A 16901-nucleotide genomic window follows, 5' to 3' on the forward strand; every position below is an offset into this window, starting at 1 on the left:
GGCGCAGCGATGTCGCCGGACACCGAAGACTCGTCGAGGTTCCGGGCTCCGTCGTGAGGCTGGCCCTCGGGTGTCGGGACGTGGCACGGGGTGTCCGCTCGTGCGAGCGGGTGCTGGTCGCTCGGCGTGCGGACGCCGCCCGGCGGGGAACGAAAGAACCCCTGAACTGCATCTCTGCAGGTCAGGGGTTCTTTTTGCGGGCTCCCGCGACTGGACTCGAACCAGTAACCGTCCGATTAACAGTCGGATGCTCTGCCAATTGAGCTACGCGGGATCGACCGGAGAAAACTCTATCAGCCTTCCGAGGGTGCTCCTGACGCCGCTGACAGTCGCGACGCCGCGGCCTTGACCAGGGCCGTCGCTGACGCGGAACGGAGGTCCGCACCCGGGTCTGCGACCACCTGCAGGAAGAGACCGTCCGTCGCGGAACGGCGGACGGCGACACGTGCGCTCGACCCTTCCGGGAGGTGCACGGTCTCCGCCATGACCACCGACGACTGGACGCGCTCGCGAAAGACCCGCAAGAAGGCTGTCCGGGTCGGCCGTGCCATGCCCAGCGTGACCTGAGTCGAACCGTCGACCCACTGGACGACGAGCGTCGACGTGTCGGGCTCCCAGCGACCACGGTCCACGTCGCTCCACGGCCGCAGCGTCGGGGCGTCGGCGAGGAACGCGATGCCGAGCCTCGTCGCGACGACCCACGAGCCGTCGACGAGCGATGCTTGAGCGATCCGGGTGTCGCCTCGGCTCAGGAGAGGTGCCAGGACGGCGCGGAGCTCGGCGGGGAGCGCTTCGTCTCGGGAGAACAGGGCCATGTGCCTACCGTAACGTCGACGAGACGGCCGGCCGCTCGTCGCGGTCTGGATCGGTGCCCCGTGTGGGGCTTGAACCCACGACCAGCCGATTATGAGTCGGGTGCTCTGACCAACTGAGCTAACGGGGCGCGGAGCCGATCATATCTGTCGCCGGGCGGACGGGGGCGTGCGGTGCGAAGATCTGTTCCGTGACTTTTCAGACATCCGCGCGCAGCGCTGCCAACGACCTCTCCGACTCACGATGGCTCCAGCTCGTCGCTCGTGGTGGGTACGCCGTCAGCGGTGTGCTCCACATGATTATCGGATGGGTCGCCGTCCGGATCGCGATCCCCGGGAGCTCCAGCAGCGGGACCTCGGCAGACCAGAGCGGAGCGCTCGCCGAGATCAAGGAGACGGCCTGGGGGCCGGCGTTCCTGTGGTTCGCTGTCGTTGCGCTCGTAGCTCTCGTCGTGTGGCAGATCACCGAGGCGATCGTCGGTGGGAGCCCGCGCGGTGACGACTCGACCAAGCAGAAGGCTGCGCGGGCGAAGGCTGCTGCGAAGGCGGTCGTCTACCTCGTGCTCGCTGGCCTGGCGTTCGGCGTCGTGACGGGCGAGAGCAGCGGGGGAGGCGGCGAGAAGGTCACCCGGTGGCTCATGAGCAGCGGGCTGGGCAAGGTCGCTGTGGCCGCCGCAGGTCTGGCGATCGTCGTGGTCGGTGGGTATCACGTGTACAAGGGCGTGACGAAGAAGTTCAGGGAAGACCTCGCGGGTGGTCCGGGGGGTCAGCTGGGGCGAGGTGTCGACGTCACGGGTGTCGCCGGGTACGTCGCCAAGGGCGTGGCGCTGGTGGTCGTCGGTGGGCTCTTCGTGGTCGGTGCGGTCCAGGCAGACCCGGAGAAGGCGTCAGGGCTCGACGTCGCGCTGAAGTCTCTGGCCGACCTCCCGTACGGCAAGGTTCTCCTCGTCCTGGTCGGTGTGGGCTTCGTCGCCTACGGGGTGTACTCCTTCGCACGGTCCCGCTACGCGAGGATGTGACACCGGGGTGTGATCGACGACGATGCCGATCTGTGCTCTGCGCCGGGTGCTGGCATGAAAGAATGTGCCCATGGCTATCAGAGAGATCCGCGTCATCCCCGACCCTGTTCTTCGCACCCCGTGCGACCAGATCGTCGTCGTAGATGACCGGGTCAGAGGCCTGGTTGCTGATCTCATCGAGACCGTCGACAACGACGGTCGTGCAGGTCTCGCGGCCAACCAGATCGGTGTGAGCCTCCGGGCGTTCTCCTGGAACATCGACGACGAGATCGGCTACGTGCTCAACCCGCGCATCGTCGAGCTCTCCGAGGACGAGTACCAGGACGGGGACGAGGGGTGCCTGTCGGTTCCCGGCCTCTGGTATGCCACCAAGCGTGCGTGGTACGCCCGTGTCGAGGGCATGGATCTCGACGGCAACAAGATCGTGGTCGAGGGGACCGAGCTCATGGCGCGGTGCCTCCAGCACGAGGTCGACCACCTCGACGGCTTCCTCTACCTCGACCGGCTCGAGAAGTCGGTGCGCAAGAAGGCGATGCGCGAGCTGCGCGAGTCGCTCTAGGTCGACGCCCACGTTGGTCAAGACCAGTGATGTAAGGCATGATGTGCTCCAGCAGTATCGGTTCGTCGCCGGTCTGCCGTTCAGAGAAGCATCCGTGCGTCTCTGAACTGTATCGACAGAGTAGTTCACCTGGGTTCTGAGGTCGTTGGGGAAGACGCATCTCAACCTGGGAGGGACAACATGGCTGGTGCAATCACCCGCGGCGTACTTTTCGTGCACTCATCTCCACGCGCGCTCTGCCCACACATGGAGTGGGCAGCGGGCAACGTCCTTGGCGAGCCTGTCTCGCTCCAGTGGACGGAGCAGCCTGCTGCGCCCGGACTCTTCCGGGCTGAGTACTCCTGGTCGGGTCCTGCCGGAACCGGTTCGCGTCTTGCGTCATCGTTGCGCGGCTGGACGCACCTGCGGTACGAGGTGACCGAGGAGGCCAGCACCGGGACCGACGGTTCGCGGTGGAGCCACACGCCTGAGCTCGGGATCTTCCACGCAGCCACAGACGTCCACGGCAATGTCGTCATCCCTGAGGACCGCGTCCGAGCAGCGCTGGAGTTTGCTGCCGACCCCCGCCGGATGCGTGACGAGCTCCACCTCGCGCTGGGACAGGCGTGGGACGACGAGCTCGAGCCCTTCCGCTACGCGGGCGCCGGCGCACCCGTCCGGTGGCTCCACCGCGTCGGCTGAGTACCGCGTCGGTGCGGGCACCGGGTCGATCGGGCACCGCGGCCCCGTCGCACCTGGCGCCCTCCATGTACGACTGAAGGCTGCACCCCGCCGGGGTGCAGCCTTCAGTCGTACCTGCGCTGCGTCGGGTGCGCTACTCGCTCGTGACGACGAGCGCCACGTTGTGTCCGCCAAAACCGAACGAGTTGTTGATCGCAGCAACCGGACCCGAGCGCAGCGGGCGGGGCGCGTCGCGCACGAGGTCGAGACCGAGCTCCGGGTCCGGGTCCGTGACGTTGATCGTGGGTGGGGCTGTCCGCTCGTGCAGCGCGAGGACGGTGAAGATGGTCTCCAGCGCACCTGCACCGCCGAGAAGGTGGCCTGTCATCGATTTCGTCGCAGACAGCGCGACACCGTCGGCGCTCGACCCGAGGACCTGGCTCACCGACCGTGCCTCGATGAGGTCGCCGACGACCGTGGACGTCGCATGGGCGTTGATGTGCACCACGTCGCTGGCAGTCACGCCAGCGTCGTCGAGAGCTGACTGCATGGCACGGACCTGTCCGTCGCCGGTCGGCTCAGGGGAGGTGATGTGGTATCCGTCAGCGGAGAGCCCGATGCCGCCGATCGTGGCGTACACGCGTGCCCCGCGCGTAGCCGCGTGCTCCGCCGACTCGAGGACGACGACGCCGGCGCCCTCTCCGATGACGAAACCGTCGCGAGCGAGGTCGTAGGGGCGTGATGCGCCTGCCGGGTCGTCGTTGCGGAGCGAGAGCGTCCGCGATGCGGCGAAGGCCGAGATCGGCATCGGGTGGATGGTCGCCTCGGTGCCTCCCGCGACGACGACGTCAGCGCGGCCGCTGCGGATCATCTCGACTCCGTAGGCGATCGCCTCAGAGCCGGAAGCGCACGCGGACACGAGCGCGTGCGCCCCTGCTCGGGCACCGAGCTCGAGCGAGACGTAGGCCGTGGGGGAGTTGGGCATGAGCATGGGGACGGTCATGGGCAGGACGCGACGTGCGCCCTTCTCGCGGAGGGTGTCCCACGCGTCGAGCGTGGTCCAGATCCCACCGATGCCGGAGGAGACCACGGTGCCCAGCCGGTCACCGTCGACCTCGGGTGCGCCTGCGTCGGCCCACGCCTCGCGTGCGGCGATGATGGCGTACTGGGTCGAGGGGTCCATGCGCTTGATCTCGGTCCGTGGAAGGACCTCCTCGGGCTTGACCTTGATGGTCGCCGCGAAGTTCACGGGCATGCCGTAGGTCTCGGCCCAGTCGTTGTCGAGGGTGCGTGCACCAGACTCACCGGCGAGCGCGGCGGTCCAGGTGGAGGTCACGTCGCCGCCGAGCGGCGTGGTGGCACCGAGGCCGGTGACGACGACGTCGCGAACGTTGGTCATGTGAGCTCCTGGGTGAGGTGGTGGCGAGGTGACTGTCTGGCGCCCGGCTGCAGGTGCGTTCGCCGGGCGCCAGACGAGTCGGGGGGAGGCGCAGGTCAGGCCTGGGCGCCGGTGATGAAGGTGACGGCGTCGCCGACGGTCGCGAGGTTCTTGACCTCGTCGTCGGGGATGGTGACGGAGAACTTGTCCTCGGCGTGGGTGACGATCGTCATCATCGACAGGGAGTCGATGTCGAGGTCGTCCGTGAAGGACTTCTCGGAGGTCACGGAGTCGGCCGGGAGCCCGGTCTCCTCGGCGACGATCTCGGCGAGGCCGGCGAGGACGTCTTCTGCGGTGTGTGCCATGTGTGCTGCTCCTTGGTGAGGTCGGCCGCGTGCGCGGCGTCGTGAGGCGTACTGGGGAAACTTACGGCAGAACGACCACTTGGGCCGCATAGACGAGGCCGGCACCGAAACCGATCTGCAGGGCGAGGTCACCCGACTTGGCGGTTCCTTCGCGCATGAGGCGCTCTGCTGCGAGGGGGATCGAGGCTGCCGACGTGTTGCCCGTGTCGGCGATGTCGCGGGCGATGACGACGGAGTCGGGCAGCTTGAGCTGCTTCGCGAACTGGTCGATGATCCGCATGTTCGCCTGGTGCGGGATGAACACCTGGAGGTCGTCGGCGGTCACGCCGGCGGCATCGAGCGCCTCCTGGGCGATCTTCGGCAGCTGGAAGCTCGCCCACTTGAAGACCGGCTGACCTTCCTGACGCAAGGTCGGCCATCCGAGCTCGGGGTGGTCCCGGAGCTCGCTCCAGCCGTGGGTCTGGCGGATCGTCTGTGCGCGTGAGCCGTCCGAGCCCCAGATGGTGGGTCCGATGCCGGGGACGTCGGACGGGCCGACGACCGCCGCGCCCGCGCCGTCTCCGAGGAGGAACGAGATCGACCGGTCGGTCGGGTCGATGAACTCGCTCATCTTCTCTGCACCGATGACGAGGACGTAGCGGGCTGCTCCTGAGCGCACGAGCGCGTCCGCCTGGCCGATGCCGTACGAGTAGCCGGCGCACGCTGCCGACATGTCGTAGGCCGCGGCCGTCGTGCCGAGGCGGTCTGCGAGGATCGCTGCAGCCGAGGGGGTCTGGTGGAAGTACGTGACGGTCGAGAGCATGACCACGTCGATGTCGCTGCCGGTCAGGCCTGCTGCGGCGAGCGCCTTGTTCGCGGCGGCCTCGGACAGGTCGATGACGGTCGTCTCCGGGTCTGCACGCCGGCGGGTGATGATGCCGGTGCGTTGCCGGATCCACTCGTCGGACGAGTCGATCGGACCGGCGATGTCGTCGTTGGTCACGACGTTGGTCCCCCGCTCGGCACCGATGCCGAGGATGCGGGAGAACTGCGGTCCGGTGGACTGTCTCAGCTGAACGGTCACGTGAGGTCTTCTTCCAGCAGGTCGGGTGATTCGGCAGTGGTGGGTGTGCTGTGTCGTGCTACGAGGTCACGGGCCGCGTCGATGTCCTGCGGCGACTTCACGGCGAGCGTCTCGACGCCCGGGAGCGCACGCCGGGCGAGGCCGGTGAGCACACCGCCTGGCGCCAGCTCGAGGACAGCGGTCACACCGAGGGTCAGGAGCATGTCCTGGCACAGGTCCCAGCGGACCGGTGCGACGATCTGGTCTGTCAGCCGGCGGAGCACGTCGGTCGACGAGCCGTGCTCGCCTCCCGCGTCCTGGGTGTCGATCGACGCGTAGGACGCCCCGTCCGCGTTGGACAGGAAGGTCGTCTGCGGGTCCTGTGCGGGCCAGTCGCGAGCGACGGGCGCGAACGCGTCGAGCGCGGGCTGCATGAACGGGGTGTGGAAGGCGCCGGCAACCTGGAGCGGGATGACCCGTGCCTTGGCCGGAGGATCGGCGGCCAGCCGTGCGAGGCCCTCGGGGGAGCCAGCAGCGACGACCTGGCCGGCGCTGTTGACGTTCGCGGGGAACAGCCCGGCGGCGTCGATCGCCGCCAGGACCTCGTGCGGGGTCCCTCCGACGACTGCGCTCATCCCGGTGGTCTCCAGGCCCGCTGCGTCGGCCATGAAGCGTGCGCGTGCCGCGACGAGGCCGACCGCCCCGGCGTCGTCGAAGACGCCGGCCACGGCTGCGGCAGCGAACTCTCCGACCGAGTGGCCTGCAGTGACGTCGACGACGTCGGCGGCGCGGCGGCCGTCGAGGATCGCACGGAGCGCGACGAGCGAGGCGGAGACGATGAGGGGCTGGGCGACGGCCGTGTCACGGATCGTGTCGGCGTCGGACGTCGTGCCGTGCGCGACGAGATCGATCTCGGCGGCTCGGGCCAGGCGGTCGAGATCATCGGCGACGCCGGGGATCTCGAGCCACGGGGCGAGCATTCCGGGGGACTGGGAGCCCTGTCCAGGGCAGACGACTGCAAGCACGGTCTAACTTTGCCCGATTCAGTAGGGGATAGGTGCGTCACGACGCACACGAAGAGTTTCCACTGTAGTTGTTCACTACCTACAAAGCGCGAGGAGCGAGCGCTCGTCCGGTCATCGGATCGATCCTAACCGTCCGACCGCGAGCGCTACCTGGAGCACGAAGGACTCGCGAGCGTCGAGGGGGTCCCACCCCGTGAGCTCTGCGACCTTGCGCAGGCGGTACCGGACCGTGTTGGGGTGGACATACAGGTCACGTGCGGCGGCCTCGAGCGAGCGACCGGAGCCCAGGTACGCGGACAAGGTCTCGAGGACAGGGCCGGTGGCGGCAGCGAGCGGTTCATACGCCTGGACCGTGAGCACGCGCCGGGCGTCGGCGTCCCCGATGAGCACGCGCTCGGGCAGGAGGTCGTCCGCCAGGACCGGTCGGGGTGCTTGGGGCCAGGCGGTGACGGCACGCAGCCCCGCCAGTGCAGCGGCGGCCGACCGCGAGGCGTCGTCGAGGCTCTGCATGGTGGGGCCGATGATCACCGGGCCCGGGCCGAAGCGGGGAAGGAGCGATGTCGCGGCCGCCTGCAGGTCGCTCTCGCCGCCGAGGACGAGGACGATGCGATCACCCTGGATGCCGACGAGGGCGTCGGCGACAGCGCGTCGCGTGATGCGGCGGAGCTCGGCTGCCCGGACCTCGTCGAGCGGCTCGGGCGTCGTGCCGACCATGACGAGCACCGACCCGCGTCCGCTCCAGCCCAGCGCCGAGACGCGCGAGCGCAACGAGCCGTCCTGGTCGTCGCGCTGGATCGCGTCGACGACGAGCGCCTCGAGCCGGGCGTCCCACGCACCCCGGACCTCGGCTGCCCTCGCGTAGACCTCCGCTGCTGAGAAGGCGACCTCGCGGGAGTACCGCAGGACGGCCTCGCGCAGGTCTCGCTCCCCGCCCGGGACTGCAAGCTGGTCGCTGTGGGTCTCGACGACCTCCACGACGATCCTCACGAGCTGGAGCGTGTGCTGCAACGAGATAGAACGGGTGAGGTCCGGCGGGGCGGCGGCGAAGATCTCTCCGACGCCGTGCGGGGTGGCGCTCGGGTCGGCATACCAGGTGACGAAGGCCGTGATGCCCGACTGTGCGACGAGCCCGACCCACGAGCGGTCGTCCGCAGGGAGCGCCCGGTACCAGGGAAGGTCTTCGTCGAGCCGTCGTAGGGCTGCCGCTGTGAGGAGGCCGCTCCCGTCGCGGACCCGCTGAAGGTTCGCGGGTGACCCGGGAGGGGTCGCGCCCGCTGCTGAAGAGCTCGTCACGGCCTGTGGCATCCCCCGAGCATACGTCGGGACTTGTGGGGAACGCACAAAGTTGACCCCTGATCTGCAGTGGTGACGCAACGCACAATCTGGGTGCATACGCGGTGTGAGTGCGTCTGAACAGCTATCGTCAAGATATGGCACTCATGCCCAGACTCCGTCAGCTCATGCGCCGAACGACCTCGGCCTCGACCATCGGCGCGCGCAGACCCACCACAGGTGAACGACGTGGAGACACCCTCCACGAAGATGCCTTGCGCGCGATGCTCGTCGATGATCCCAACAACATCAGGGCTTTTCAGGCTCTCTCGGAGGTGGTCCGGCGTCGGGCCGCCGAAGGCACCCAGGTGGACGATCCGCTCTCCGCGCCCACCGACGAGATCGAACGGCGCCGCGCCGCGGACCTCGCAGTCTGGGCGCTCGGTGAAGAGCTCGCAGGCAACCCGCGCGCCTGGTACCCGCTCATCGAGCTTGCCAGGCTGTCGCTCGCCGACGACCAGGACGCTGCGATCCGCCGCCTGGCCACCGCCGCAGACCGTGACCCGTCCGGAGCGGCCCTCGCTGAGGCGATCGCGGTCCTGCGCGACGCGGGGCTGCCGGTCGAGGCGCTCGGCCTCGGCGTCGGCCACTGGCGGGTGCGCGACCACACTCCTGAGGTGGGCCGGCAGGTCGTGCGGGCGGCGCTCGATGCCGACCGCATCTTCGACGCACGTCACCATCTCGAGTCGCTGGCGCTCCACCCGGACACCAAGGCCGTCGCGCCGATCCACGCAGAGCTCGAGACCGAGATCGCTCAGGCCGAGCAGCACATCTCGGGGACGTAGCAGGCGGCGGGCCGACGTTCGCGTGCACGACGAAGGCCCGGTCCCTGACGCTTCAGGGACCGGGCCTTCGTCGTGCACGCTCACACGGTGGTCAGCTGTCGCCGCCCGCGTTGCCGGACGTGCCGGCCTTCACGTCGTGGAGGCGATACTTCTCGATGGCGCGGGCTGGTGCGTCCGCGGCGACCTCGCCGCGGCGGGCGAGCTGCTGGAGCACCCGTGTGGCGACAGAAGGCCCGTCGATCTTGAAGTAGCGGCGGGCTGCCGCGCGGGTGTCCGAGAAGCCGAAGCCGTCGGCACCGAGCACGGCGTAGTCGCCCGGGACCCACTGACGGATCTGGTCCGGGACGAGGTGGTCGAAGTCGCTCGTCGCGACGAACGGCCCCTGTGCCCCGGCGAGCTTGGTCGTGAGGTAGGCCTCGCGAGCGGGCTCTTCCGGGTGGAGGAAGTTGTGCTGCTCGACCTGCAGACCGTCGCGACGCAGCTCGTTCCAGCTCGTGACGGACCAGACGTCGGCCTGGACGCCCCAGTCCTTCGCGAGGAGCTCCTTCGCCTCGAGCGCCCACGGCACGCCGACACCGGACGCGAGGATCTGGGCACGCGGGCCCTCGCCCTCGGCGGTGGCGACCTTGTGGATGCCTCGTAGGATGCCGTCGATGTCGACGTCTTCCGGCTCGGCAGGCTGCGTCATCGGCTCGTTGTACACCGTGAGGTAGTACATGACGTTCTGGTCCCGTGACTCGTTCTCGCCGTACATCCGCTGGATGCCGTCGCGCACGATGTGCCGGATCTCGTAGCCGTAGGCGGCGTCGTACTGGACGATCGCCGTGTTGGTGGCCGCGAGGATCGGAGAGTGGCCGTCAGCGTGCTGGAGGCCCTCACCGGTGAGCGTGGTGCGGCCGGCGGTCGCGCCGATGATGAAGCCGCGCGTGAGCTGGTCGCCGGCGGCCCAGAACTGGTCGCCGGTGCGCTGGAACCCGAACATCGAGTAGAAGATGTAGAACGGGACCATCACCTCGCCCTGCGTCGCGTAGGACGTGCCGACCGCCTGGAACGCTGCAGCGGAGCCGGCCTCGTTGATGCCGGTGTGCATGATCTGGCCGGACTCGGACTCCTTGTAGGAGAGCATGAGCTCGCGGTCCACGGCGAGGTAGTTCTGGCCCAGGGTGTTGAAGATCTTCGCGGTCGGGAAGATCGCGTCGAGCCCGAAGGTGCGGGCCTCGTCAGGGATGATCGGGACGACGCGCTTGCCGAACTCCTTGTCCTTGATGAGGTCCTTGAGGAGCCGGACGAACGCCATCGTCGTGGCGACCTCTTGCTGGCCGGAGCCCTTCTTGAGGATCTCGTACGTCTTGTCGCCCGGCAGCGTGACAGGCGCCGGGTTCGCACGGCGTTCGGGGACGAACCCTCCGAGCCTGCGACGGCGGTCCAGCATGTACTGGATCTCCGGTGCGTCCATCCCCGGGTGGTAGTACGGCGGTGCATACGGATCGGCTTCGAGCTCTTCGTCCGTGATGGGGATGTGCAGCGTGTCGCGCAGCGACTTGAGGTCGTCTGCCTTGAGCTTCTTCATCTGGTGGGTCGAGTTGCGCCCGGCGAAGCCAGAACCCAGCCCGTAGCCCTTGATGGTGTGCGCGAGGATGACGGTCGGCTGACCGGTGTGCTCGGTCGCGGACGCGTAGGCCGCGTAGATCTTGCGGTAGTCGTGGCCGCCGCGCTTGAGCGCCCAGATCTCGTCGTCCGTCATCTTCTCGACGAGCTGCTTCGTCCGGGGGTCTCGGCCGAAGAAGTGCTCACGGACAAAGGCGCCGTCGTTGGCCTTGTACGTCTGGAAGTCACCGTCCGGCGTGGTGTTCATGAGGTTGACGAGCGCACGGTCCTTGTCGGCGTTGAGCAGCGTGTCCCATTCGCGGCCCCAGATGACCTTGATGACGTTCCAGCCGGCACCGCGGAAGAACGCCTCGAGCTCCTGGACGATCTTGCCGTTGCCACGCACAGGTCCGTCGAGACGCTGCAGGTTGCAGTTGACGACGAACGTGAGGTTGTCGAGCTGCTGCTGCGCGGCGAGCTGGAGCATGCCACGGCTCTCCGGCTCGTCCATCTCGCCGTCGCCGAGGAACGCCCAGACGTTCTGCTGGCTGGTGTCCTTGATCCCACGGTTGTGGAGGTACCGGTTGGTCCACGCCTGGTAGATGGCGCCCGCCGGACCGAGGCCCATGGACACCGTCGGGAACTCCCAGAAGTCAGGCATCTGGCGGGGGTGCGGGTACGACGGGAGCCCGCCACCGTCGTGGGAGTGCTCCTGGCGGAAGCCGTCGAGCTGCTCGGCCGTGAGCCGTCCCTCGAGGAAGGCACGGGAGTAGACGCCGGGGGAGGCGTGGCCCTGGAAGTAGATCTGGTCGCCGCCACCGGGGTGGTCCTTGCCGCGGAAGAAGTGGTTGAGGCCCACCTCGTAGAGCGTCGCGACGGACGCGTAGGACGAGATGTGCCCGCCGACGCCGATCTCCGGGCGCTGGGCGCGGGTGACCATGACTGCTGCGTTCCACCGGTTCCAGCTGCGGTACCGGCGTTCCATGATCTCGTCGCCGGGGAAGTACGGCTCCTCGTGGACACCGATCGTGTTGACGTACGGCGTCGTGATCGACGTCGGGATCGCTACGTTGCGTTCCCTCGCCCGCTTCAGCAGGTTCAAGAGGACGTACCGGGCCCGGGGGCCTCCGCGATCGTCGATCAGTCCGTCGAGAGAATCGACCCACTCACCCGTCTCGGCGGGGTCGATATCGGGGACCTGGCTCAACAGACCGTTGATCAACGGTCGTGACTCGTCGTGCGTAGCCACCTGCAACCTCACATCGTCTCCGGAGCATTGCGGGGCGGTCTGCCCCATCGCTCGCCTCGTCCGGTCGATGGTCTTCGCACGGCTCCATGTGCCGTTCGCAAAGTACTCGTCAAGTCCGGACGTTCTCCCCATTCTCTGTGCAGGGAGGACGGGAAAGCCACCCAGTGGACCGCCGGTTGGACGTGACGTTCGTGACATCCACGGAATCCCGCGGTTCGCGACCTGTTTTTCATCGTGCGACCCCGGGCCCCGGGCGGGTGCGCACGTCGTGGGTGCGTGCATGGGAGGGTGGACGGGGTGCTCGACGACGGCCGAAAGTGCGACTCCTCGGCGTTTCGTCGTGGATTCCGGGCGCGACGTGGCGCGGGGTGGGCTACGTTTGCGACCATTGATCCATCCGGCGTGGTCTCGCGACCGGAACGTTCCATGAAGGGAAGAACATCACCGTGGTAGCGACCACTGAACCTCAAGACGCGGACCGTCTCGGTTTCGCCTCAGGGTTCGTCGTCCAGGAGTTCGGTTGGGCGGAGGACGTCGACGACGCCCTGCGCACAGCGATCGAGACGATCACCGGGACGGAGCTCGTCGACGAGGACTACGACGACGTCACCGACGGTGTCATCGTCTGGTGGCGCGAGGACGACGGCGATCTCACCGACACCCTCGTGGACGTGCAGACGGTCCTCGACGACGGTGGTGTCATCTGGATCTTCACGCTCAAGCCGGGCCGCGACGGTCACGTGGCGCACAGTGACATCCAGGAAGCCGGGACGACCGCGGGTCTGCACGCGACGAGCACGTTCTCGGTCGCGACCGACTGGGCGGCGACCAAGCTCGGCACCCGCGGTCGCGGGAAGTAGCCCTGGTGGTCTCCGGGCCTCTGGTCGGTGCCCTGGCACCTGACTTCACCCTGTCGGACACGCACGGCACGCCGGTCACGCTCTCGGCGCTGCGCGGTACGGCTGTGCTTGTCGTCTTCTTCCCGTTCGCGTTCTCGGGGATCTGTACGGGCGAGCTGTGCGAGCTGCGCGACAACATCGCCGACCTCGAGACTGCGGGCGTCCGCCTCCTCGCGCTCTCGTGCGACGCGGTCTTCGCTCAGAAGGCCTGGGCCGAGCAAGAAGGGTTCACCTTCGAGCTGCTCTCGGACTTCTGGCCCCACGGGGACGTCGCTCGTCGCTACGGCGTCTTCGACGCGGAGCGTGGCCTCGCGATCCGCGGAAGCTTTCTCCTCGATGCTGAGGGGATCGTGCGGTGGAGCGTCGTCAACGAGCGCTCCCAGAGCCGCGACCTCGCTGGATACCGCGAGGCGCTGGCGCTTCTCTGAGAGTGCTGCGGGGCGTGAGCCGCCGGGTGGCGACGGTCGAACAGGTGGTCGCTACCCGGTAGGCTGTGTCCGCCCGTTCAGGGGCCTGTAGCTCAGTTGGTTAGAGCGCCACGCTTACACCGTGGATGTCGGGGGTTCGAGTCCCTCCGGGCCCACCCCTGTCGAACCGCCGCACGAAGTCTGCGCGCTGATACGTGCCCGATCGGTGGACAGCGCCGGGCTCCACAGTCTGGCCCCACACCCCACACCCCGCACCTCCCGGCGAGACCGGACCTACGTCCCATGCCTGCGCCTGCGTCCGCGATCTACGGTTCAAGCATGGTTGATGCAACGGATCCTGTAGCCGCGCTCGAGGTCGATCCGGTGACGGTTCTGGCGGCGGTCGCCGACCCGGTGCGGTGGGCGGTCCTGGAGCTCCTCACCGACGGGCCGCGGTGCGTGTGCAGTCTGCAGGAGCACATCCCGATCGCGGGGAACCTCCTGAGCTATCACCTCAAGATGCTGCGGACCGCGGGGCTCGTGACGTCCAGCAGGCGCGGCCGATGGGTCGACTACGCGCTGGCGCACGGCTCCCAGGAGCGGATGCGTGCGGCCCTGCCGGGCGCACGCGTCGAGGTGTCGTCGTGAGTCTCGCGGCGGTCTACCGCGCGAGCACACCGACCCGGCGATGGGTGGGATCAGCCGGTGTGGTCGTGGTGTGGTTCGCCCTCTACGAGGTGAACCTGCCGCTGTGGGACTGGATCCTCTACGACGTGCTGACGCTGTCCCCGACATCTCAGCTCGGTTCGGGTGTGCACTTCTTCTTCTACGACTCGGTCAAGATCGTGCTGCTGCTCGTCGGCGTGATCTTCGTGGTGACGGTGCTGCGGTCCTTCATGAGCGTGGAGCGCACCCGTGCGCTGCTCGGCGGCAAGCGGGAAGGCGTCGGCAACGTGCTGGCCGCCGGTCTCGGGGTGATCACCCCGTTCTGCTCGTGCAGCGCGGTGCCCGCATTCATCGGGTTCGTGGCAGCAGGTGTCCCGCTCGGCGTGACCATGAGCTTCCTCATCGCGAGCCCCCTGGTCAACGAGGTAGCGATCGCGCTGCTGTTCGGACTGTTCGGTCTCGGTCCTACTCTGCTCTACGTCGGGGCTGGTCTGGTCATCGCGGTCCTCGCGGGATTCACGCTCGGGAAGCTCAAGCTCGAGAGGTGGGTCGAGCCGTTCGTGTTCGAGACCCGCCTGGGCGGGCAGGTCATCGACTCCACCGCCGGCCTCGATCCTGGCGACCGGGTCCAGATGGGGGTCGAGGAGGTCGGCTCGATCCTGCGGAAGATCTGGCCCTACCTGCTCGTAGGCATCGGTCTGGGTGCCGCCATCCACGGCTGGGCACCGGAAGACTTCTTCACCAGGTACGCGGGGGAGTCCAACCCGTTCGCTGTCCTGATCGCCGTGCTCGTCGGGATCCCGTTGTACTCCAACGCGGCGGGCATCTTGCCGCTGGTGGACGCGTTGCACGACAAAGGCCTGCCGATGGGCACGCTGCTCGCGTTCATGATGGCGGTCGTCGCGCTGAGCGTGCCCGAGATGATCCTGCTGCGCCGGGTCCTCAAGCCGCGCCTCATCGCGACGTTCATCGCGGTGACCGGCTCCGGCATCATCGCGGTCGGCTACCTCTTCAACGCTGTCCTGCCCTAGGGCTCGCACCTGTCCGGAGCTTTCTGCACCACCTCGAGAAAGAAGCGCTCACCATGAACATCAAGATCCTCGGCCCCGGCTGTGCCAACTGCGTCACGCTGGAGCGTGTCACGCGGGAGGCCGTCGCGGAGCTCGGCCTGGAGGCTGAGATCGAGAAGGTCACCGACTACGCGGCGATCATGGGGTACGGCGTCATGTCGACCCCGGGCCTCGTCGTCGACGAGACGGTCGTCCTGTCTGGGCGTGTGCCCACGGTCGCGAAGGTACGCGAGCTCTTGGAGGCTGCGTCCTCGTGAACTGACCGCCCAGGCGCCCGGGGGACCGGGCAACTGGGCGGCTGGGCTCAGCGATGCGCTGAGCCCACCTGACGCACGTGCGGGGCTGCGACGCTGGTGCGTCGCAGCCCCGCACGTGCGATCCGTCAGTGCGCGACGACGGGGACGTCGTCCACGGCAGATCCCGCGGAGGCGGTCGCGGCGGCCCGTGCCGCGCGGTCTGCCCGTGAGCGGAACAGTGTCACGCTGGTCACCCCTCCGAGCAGGAAGATCGCTGCGGAGGCTGCGTAGGCGGTCGAGTAGCTGTGCAGCGCTGCCTCCGCGAGCACCTCTGGCGTGCCGGACGCGTGATCGACGAGGTAGTTCGCTGCGGCGGTCGCGGCCAGGGTGTTGAGGAGCGCCGTACCGATCGCTCCGCCGACCTGCTGCGACGTCGAGACCATGGCCGACGCAGCACCCGCCTTGGAGCGGTCCACACCGAGCGTCGCGATTTGGAACGAGGGCGGCATGATCGAGCCCATCCCGATCCCCATGGCGATGAGCCCGGGCAGCACGTGCACGTAGGTGCTGTCGACCTGGAGCAGCGTGAACGAGAACATCGCAAGCGCCCCGACGACCATCCCGAAGGGCACGACGACGCGGGGGCCGAAGCGCGGGAGGAGAAGGTTCGTCTGGACCTGCGCGGTGACGATGATCGCCAGGACCATCGGGAGGAACGCTGTTCCGGTGCGCATCGGGGTGAAGCCGAGCGTCGTCTGCAGGTAGTACGTGAGGAAGAGGAACACCCCGAACATCCCCGACCCTGCGACGAGGATCGCGAGGAAGGCCGCACCGCGGTCGCGGTCGACGATGATGCTCAGCGGGAGGACAGGGGTGGCCGACGTGCGCTGGCGGAGCACGAAGCCGACGAGCAGGACGACCCCGAGGCTGATCGAGAGCCACGTCACGGGTGCGTCCCAGCCGGCAGGCTCGGCCTGAGAGAAGCCGAAGACGATCCCGAAGAGGCCGGCTGAGCCGAGCAGCACGCCCGGGACGTCCAGCGGCTGGCGACCGGAGTGGCCGCCGCGGGGGAGCAGCACGACGCCGGCGACGAACGCGATCGCTGCGATGGCGACGTTCACGTAGAGGTTCCAGCGCCAGTCGAAGTTCTGGGTGAGGTAGCCGCCGAGGAGCAGGCCGATGGCGCCGCCCATCCCGGCGATGGCGCCGAAGACCCCGAAGGCGCGCCCGCGCTCTTTCGGGTTGGTGAAGGTGGTCGTGAGGACCGACAGCGCTGCAGGCGCGAGGAGCGCCGCGAACACACCTTGGAGCGCCCGTGCTGCGACGAGCATGGTGAAGGTCTGGGCGGCTCCACCGATCGCCGAGGCGAGCGCGAAACCGACGAGCCCGACGAGGAACATGCGTCGCCGGCCGAGCATGTCGGAGAGGCGACCGCCGAGCAGCAGGAGGCTGCCGAAGGCGAGCGCGTACGCGGTGACCACCCACTGGCGGTCGTTGTTCGAGAACGCGAGGTCGAGCTGGGCCGAGGGGAGCGCGATGTTCACGATGGTTGCGTCGAGCACGACCATGAGCTGAGCGAGAGCGACCGTCGCGAGGACGTACCAGCGTCGCGACGGGTGCGCGGACGTCGGTGCCTCGGCGAGGCCCGCGGGCGCAGCCGCGGGCTGCTGGGGGGAAGTGCGTGTAGGCATAGGTGTCTCCGAGGACGTCGTGGTCGGTAGGACGACGGTAATACAGAACTGACCAGTTCCGGAACCCCTCGGTGCCGATTTGTTTTCGATCGGGTCGACCAGCGATGATGGAGGAGACG

Annotated in this window: 17 protein-coding genes and 3 tRNA genes; 10 read left to right on the forward strand and 10 right to left on the reverse strand. The window is 68.3% G+C overall.

Annotated elements, in window-relative coordinates:
• Positions 1-201: 201 nt before the first annotated feature.
• The 3 genes from ATL42_RS03345 to ATL42_RS03355 form a co-directional block, all read right to left on the reverse strand.
• Positions 202-274 (reverse strand) — tRNA-Asn (locus ATL42_RS03345).
• A 19-nt stretch (positions 275-293) separates the two neighbouring features.
• A complete protein-coding gene (locus ATL42_RS03350; RefSeq protein ID WP_098454142.1) occupies positions 294-815 on the reverse strand; it encodes a hypothetical protein in 522 nt (173 codons plus the stop codon).
• 54 nt (positions 816-869) lie between these two features.
• Positions 870-943, reverse strand: a tRNA-Ile gene (locus ATL42_RS03355).
• A gap of 60 nt (positions 944-1003) precedes the next feature.
• On the opposite strand from ATL42_RS03355, the gene ATL42_RS03360 reads away from it, so the two are divergent.
• The 3 genes from ATL42_RS03360 to ATL42_RS03370 all read left to right on the forward strand — a co-directional run bounded on the left by ATL42_RS03360 (position 1004) and on the right by ATL42_RS03370 (position 3071).
• Complete coding sequence (locus tag ATL42_RS03360) at positions 1004-1831, forward strand: DUF1206 domain-containing protein (protein ID WP_245862067.1); 828 nt, start codon at positions 1004-1006, stop codon at positions 1829-1831.
• A 70-nt stretch (positions 1832-1901) separates the two neighbouring features.
• Entirely contained in the window at positions 1902-2390 is a 489-nt protein-coding gene (gene def / locus ATL42_RS03365; protein ID WP_098454143.1) for a peptide deformylase, read from the forward strand.
• A gap of 180 nt (positions 2391-2570) precedes the next feature.
• Positions 2571-3071 carry a DUF3145 domain-containing protein gene (locus tag ATL42_RS03370; protein ID WP_098454144.1) on the forward strand — a complete coding sequence of 167 codons (501 nt, stop codon included), beginning with the start codon at positions 2571-2573 and terminating at the stop codon, positions 3069-3071.
• Positions 3072-3204: 133 nt separating this feature from the next.
• Here the strand turns inward: ATL42_RS03370 and ATL42_RS03375 are convergent, their stop codons facing one another.
• The 5 genes from ATL42_RS03375 to ATL42_RS03395 all read right to left on the reverse strand — a co-directional run bounded on the left by ATL42_RS03375 (position 3205) and on the right by ATL42_RS03395 (position 8165).
• Positions 3205-4449: a beta-ketoacyl-[acyl-carrier-protein] synthase family protein gene (locus tag ATL42_RS03375; protein WP_098454145.1), complete on the reverse strand. Its 1245-nt coding sequence runs from the start codon at positions 4447-4449 to the stop codon at positions 3205-3207.
• A gap of 95 nt (positions 4450-4544) precedes the next feature.
• Complete coding sequence (locus ATL42_RS03380; RefSeq protein WP_098454146.1) at positions 4545-4793, reverse strand: acyl carrier protein; 249 nt, start codon at positions 4791-4793, stop codon at positions 4545-4547.
• 61 nt (positions 4794-4854) lie between these two features.
• Positions 4855-5856 (reverse strand): beta-ketoacyl-ACP synthase III, encoded by a 1002-nt coding sequence (locus ATL42_RS03385; RefSeq protein WP_098454147.1) that lies wholly within the window; start codon positions 5854-5856, stop codon positions 4855-4857.
• A complete protein-coding gene (locus tag ATL42_RS03390; protein ID WP_098454148.1) occupies positions 5853-6860 on the reverse strand; it encodes an ACP S-malonyltransferase in 1008 nt (335 codons plus the stop codon). Before ATL42_RS03390 ends, ATL42_RS03385 begins: the two co-directional genes overlap by 4 nt.
• Before the next feature lie 111 nt (positions 6861-6971).
• Entirely contained in the window at positions 6972-8165 is a 1194-nt protein-coding gene (locus ATL42_RS03395; RefSeq protein ID WP_098454149.1) for a PucR family transcriptional regulator, read from the reverse strand.
• A 125-nt stretch (positions 8166-8290) separates the two neighbouring features.
• Between ATL42_RS03395 and ATL42_RS03400 the strand changes: the two genes are divergently transcribed.
• On the forward strand, positions 8291-8977 hold the full coding sequence (locus ATL42_RS03400; protein ID WP_098454150.1) for a hypothetical protein: 687 nt from the start codon (positions 8291-8293) through the stop codon (positions 8975-8977).
• Between the two features lie 91 nt (positions 8978-9068).
• On the opposite strand, the gene aceE is transcribed toward ATL42_RS03400, so the two are convergent.
• Positions 9069-11813 carry a pyruvate dehydrogenase (acetyl-transferring), homodimeric type gene (aceE, locus tag ATL42_RS03405; protein WP_098454151.1) on the reverse strand — a complete coding sequence of 915 codons (2745 nt, stop codon included), beginning with the start codon at positions 11811-11813 and terminating at the stop codon, positions 9069-9071.
• A 446-nt stretch (positions 11814-12259) separates the two neighbouring features.
• Here aceE and ATL42_RS03410 point away from each other — a divergent pair, with 446 nt between their 5' ends.
• From ATL42_RS03410 to ATL42_RS03435, 6 genes are all read left to right on the forward strand, one after another.
• Complete coding sequence (locus ATL42_RS03410) at positions 12260-12673, forward strand: DUF3052 domain-containing protein (protein ID WP_098454152.1); 414 nt, start codon at positions 12260-12262, stop codon at positions 12671-12673.
• A gap of 5 nt (positions 12674-12678) precedes the next feature.
• Entirely contained in the window at positions 12679-13140 is a 462-nt protein-coding gene (locus ATL42_RS03415) for a peroxiredoxin (protein ID WP_098454153.1), read from the forward strand.
• A gap of 81 nt (positions 13141-13221) precedes the next feature.
• A tRNA-Val gene (locus ATL42_RS03420) sits at positions 13222-13295 on the forward strand.
• A 163-nt stretch (positions 13296-13458) separates the two neighbouring features.
• Positions 13459-13767 (forward strand): ArsR/SmtB family transcription factor, encoded by a 309-nt coding sequence (locus ATL42_RS03425; protein ID WP_169925327.1) that lies wholly within the window; start codon positions 13459-13461, stop codon positions 13765-13767.
• On the forward strand, positions 13764-14816 hold the full coding sequence (locus ATL42_RS03430; protein WP_245862069.1) for a permease: 1053 nt from the start codon (positions 13764-13766) through the stop codon (positions 14814-14816). The genes ATL42_RS03425 and ATL42_RS03430 overlap by 4 nt, the downstream gene beginning before the upstream one ends.
• Before the next feature lie 53 nt (positions 14817-14869).
• A complete protein-coding gene (locus ATL42_RS03435) occupies positions 14870-15112 on the forward strand; it encodes a thioredoxin family protein (protein WP_098454156.1) in 243 nt (80 codons plus the stop codon).
• A gap of 125 nt (positions 15113-15237) precedes the next feature.
• On the opposite strand, the gene ATL42_RS03440 is transcribed toward ATL42_RS03435, so the two are convergent.
• Positions 15238-16782 (reverse strand): MFS transporter, encoded by a 1545-nt coding sequence (locus ATL42_RS03440; protein ID WP_098454157.1) that lies wholly within the window; start codon positions 16780-16782, stop codon positions 15238-15240.
• Between the last annotated feature and the right edge of the window lie 119 nt (positions 16783-16901).

The organism is Sanguibacter antarcticus (assembly GCF_002564005.1).
GTDB lineage: Bacteria > Actinomycetota > Actinomycetes > Actinomycetales > Cellulomonadaceae > Sanguibacter > Sanguibacter antarcticus.

Coding starts and splice junctions, on each gene's coding strand:
- ATL42_RS03425 (WP_169925327.1), top strand. CDS start 13,459: ATGGTTGATGCAACGGATCCTGTAGCCGCGCTCGAGGTCGATCCGGTG.
- def (WP_098454143.1), top strand. CDS start 1,902: ATGGCTATCAGAGAGATCCGCGTCATCCCCGACCCTGTTCTTCGCACC.
- ATL42_RS03350 (WP_098454142.1), bottom strand. CDS start 815: ATGGCCCTGTTCTCCCGAGACGAAGCGCTCCCCGCCGAGCTCCGCGCC.
- ATL42_RS03370 (WP_098454144.1), top strand. CDS start 2,571: ATGGCTGGTGCAATCACCCGCGGCGTACTTTTCGTGCACTCATCTCCA.
- ATL42_RS03435 (WP_098454156.1), top strand. CDS start 14,870: ATGAACATCAAGATCCTCGGCCCCGGCTGTGCCAACTGCGTCACGCTG.
- ATL42_RS03380 (WP_098454146.1), bottom strand. CDS start 4,793: ATGGCACACACCGCAGAAGACGTCCTCGCCGGCCTCGCCGAGATCGTC.
- ATL42_RS03395 (WP_098454149.1), bottom strand. CDS start 8,165: ATGCCACAGGCCGTGACGAGCTCTTCAGCAGCGGGCGCGACCCCTCCC.
- ATL42_RS03440 (WP_098454157.1), bottom strand. CDS start 16,782: ATGCCTACACGCACTTCCCCCCAGCAGCCCGCGGCTGCGCCCGCGGGC.
- ATL42_RS03400 (WP_098454150.1), top strand. CDS start 8,291: ATGGCACTCATGCCCAGACTCCGTCAGCTCATGCGCCGAACGACCTCG.
- ATL42_RS03375 (WP_098454145.1), bottom strand. CDS start 4,449: ATGACCAACGTTCGCGACGTCGTCGTCACCGGCCTCGGTGCCACCACG.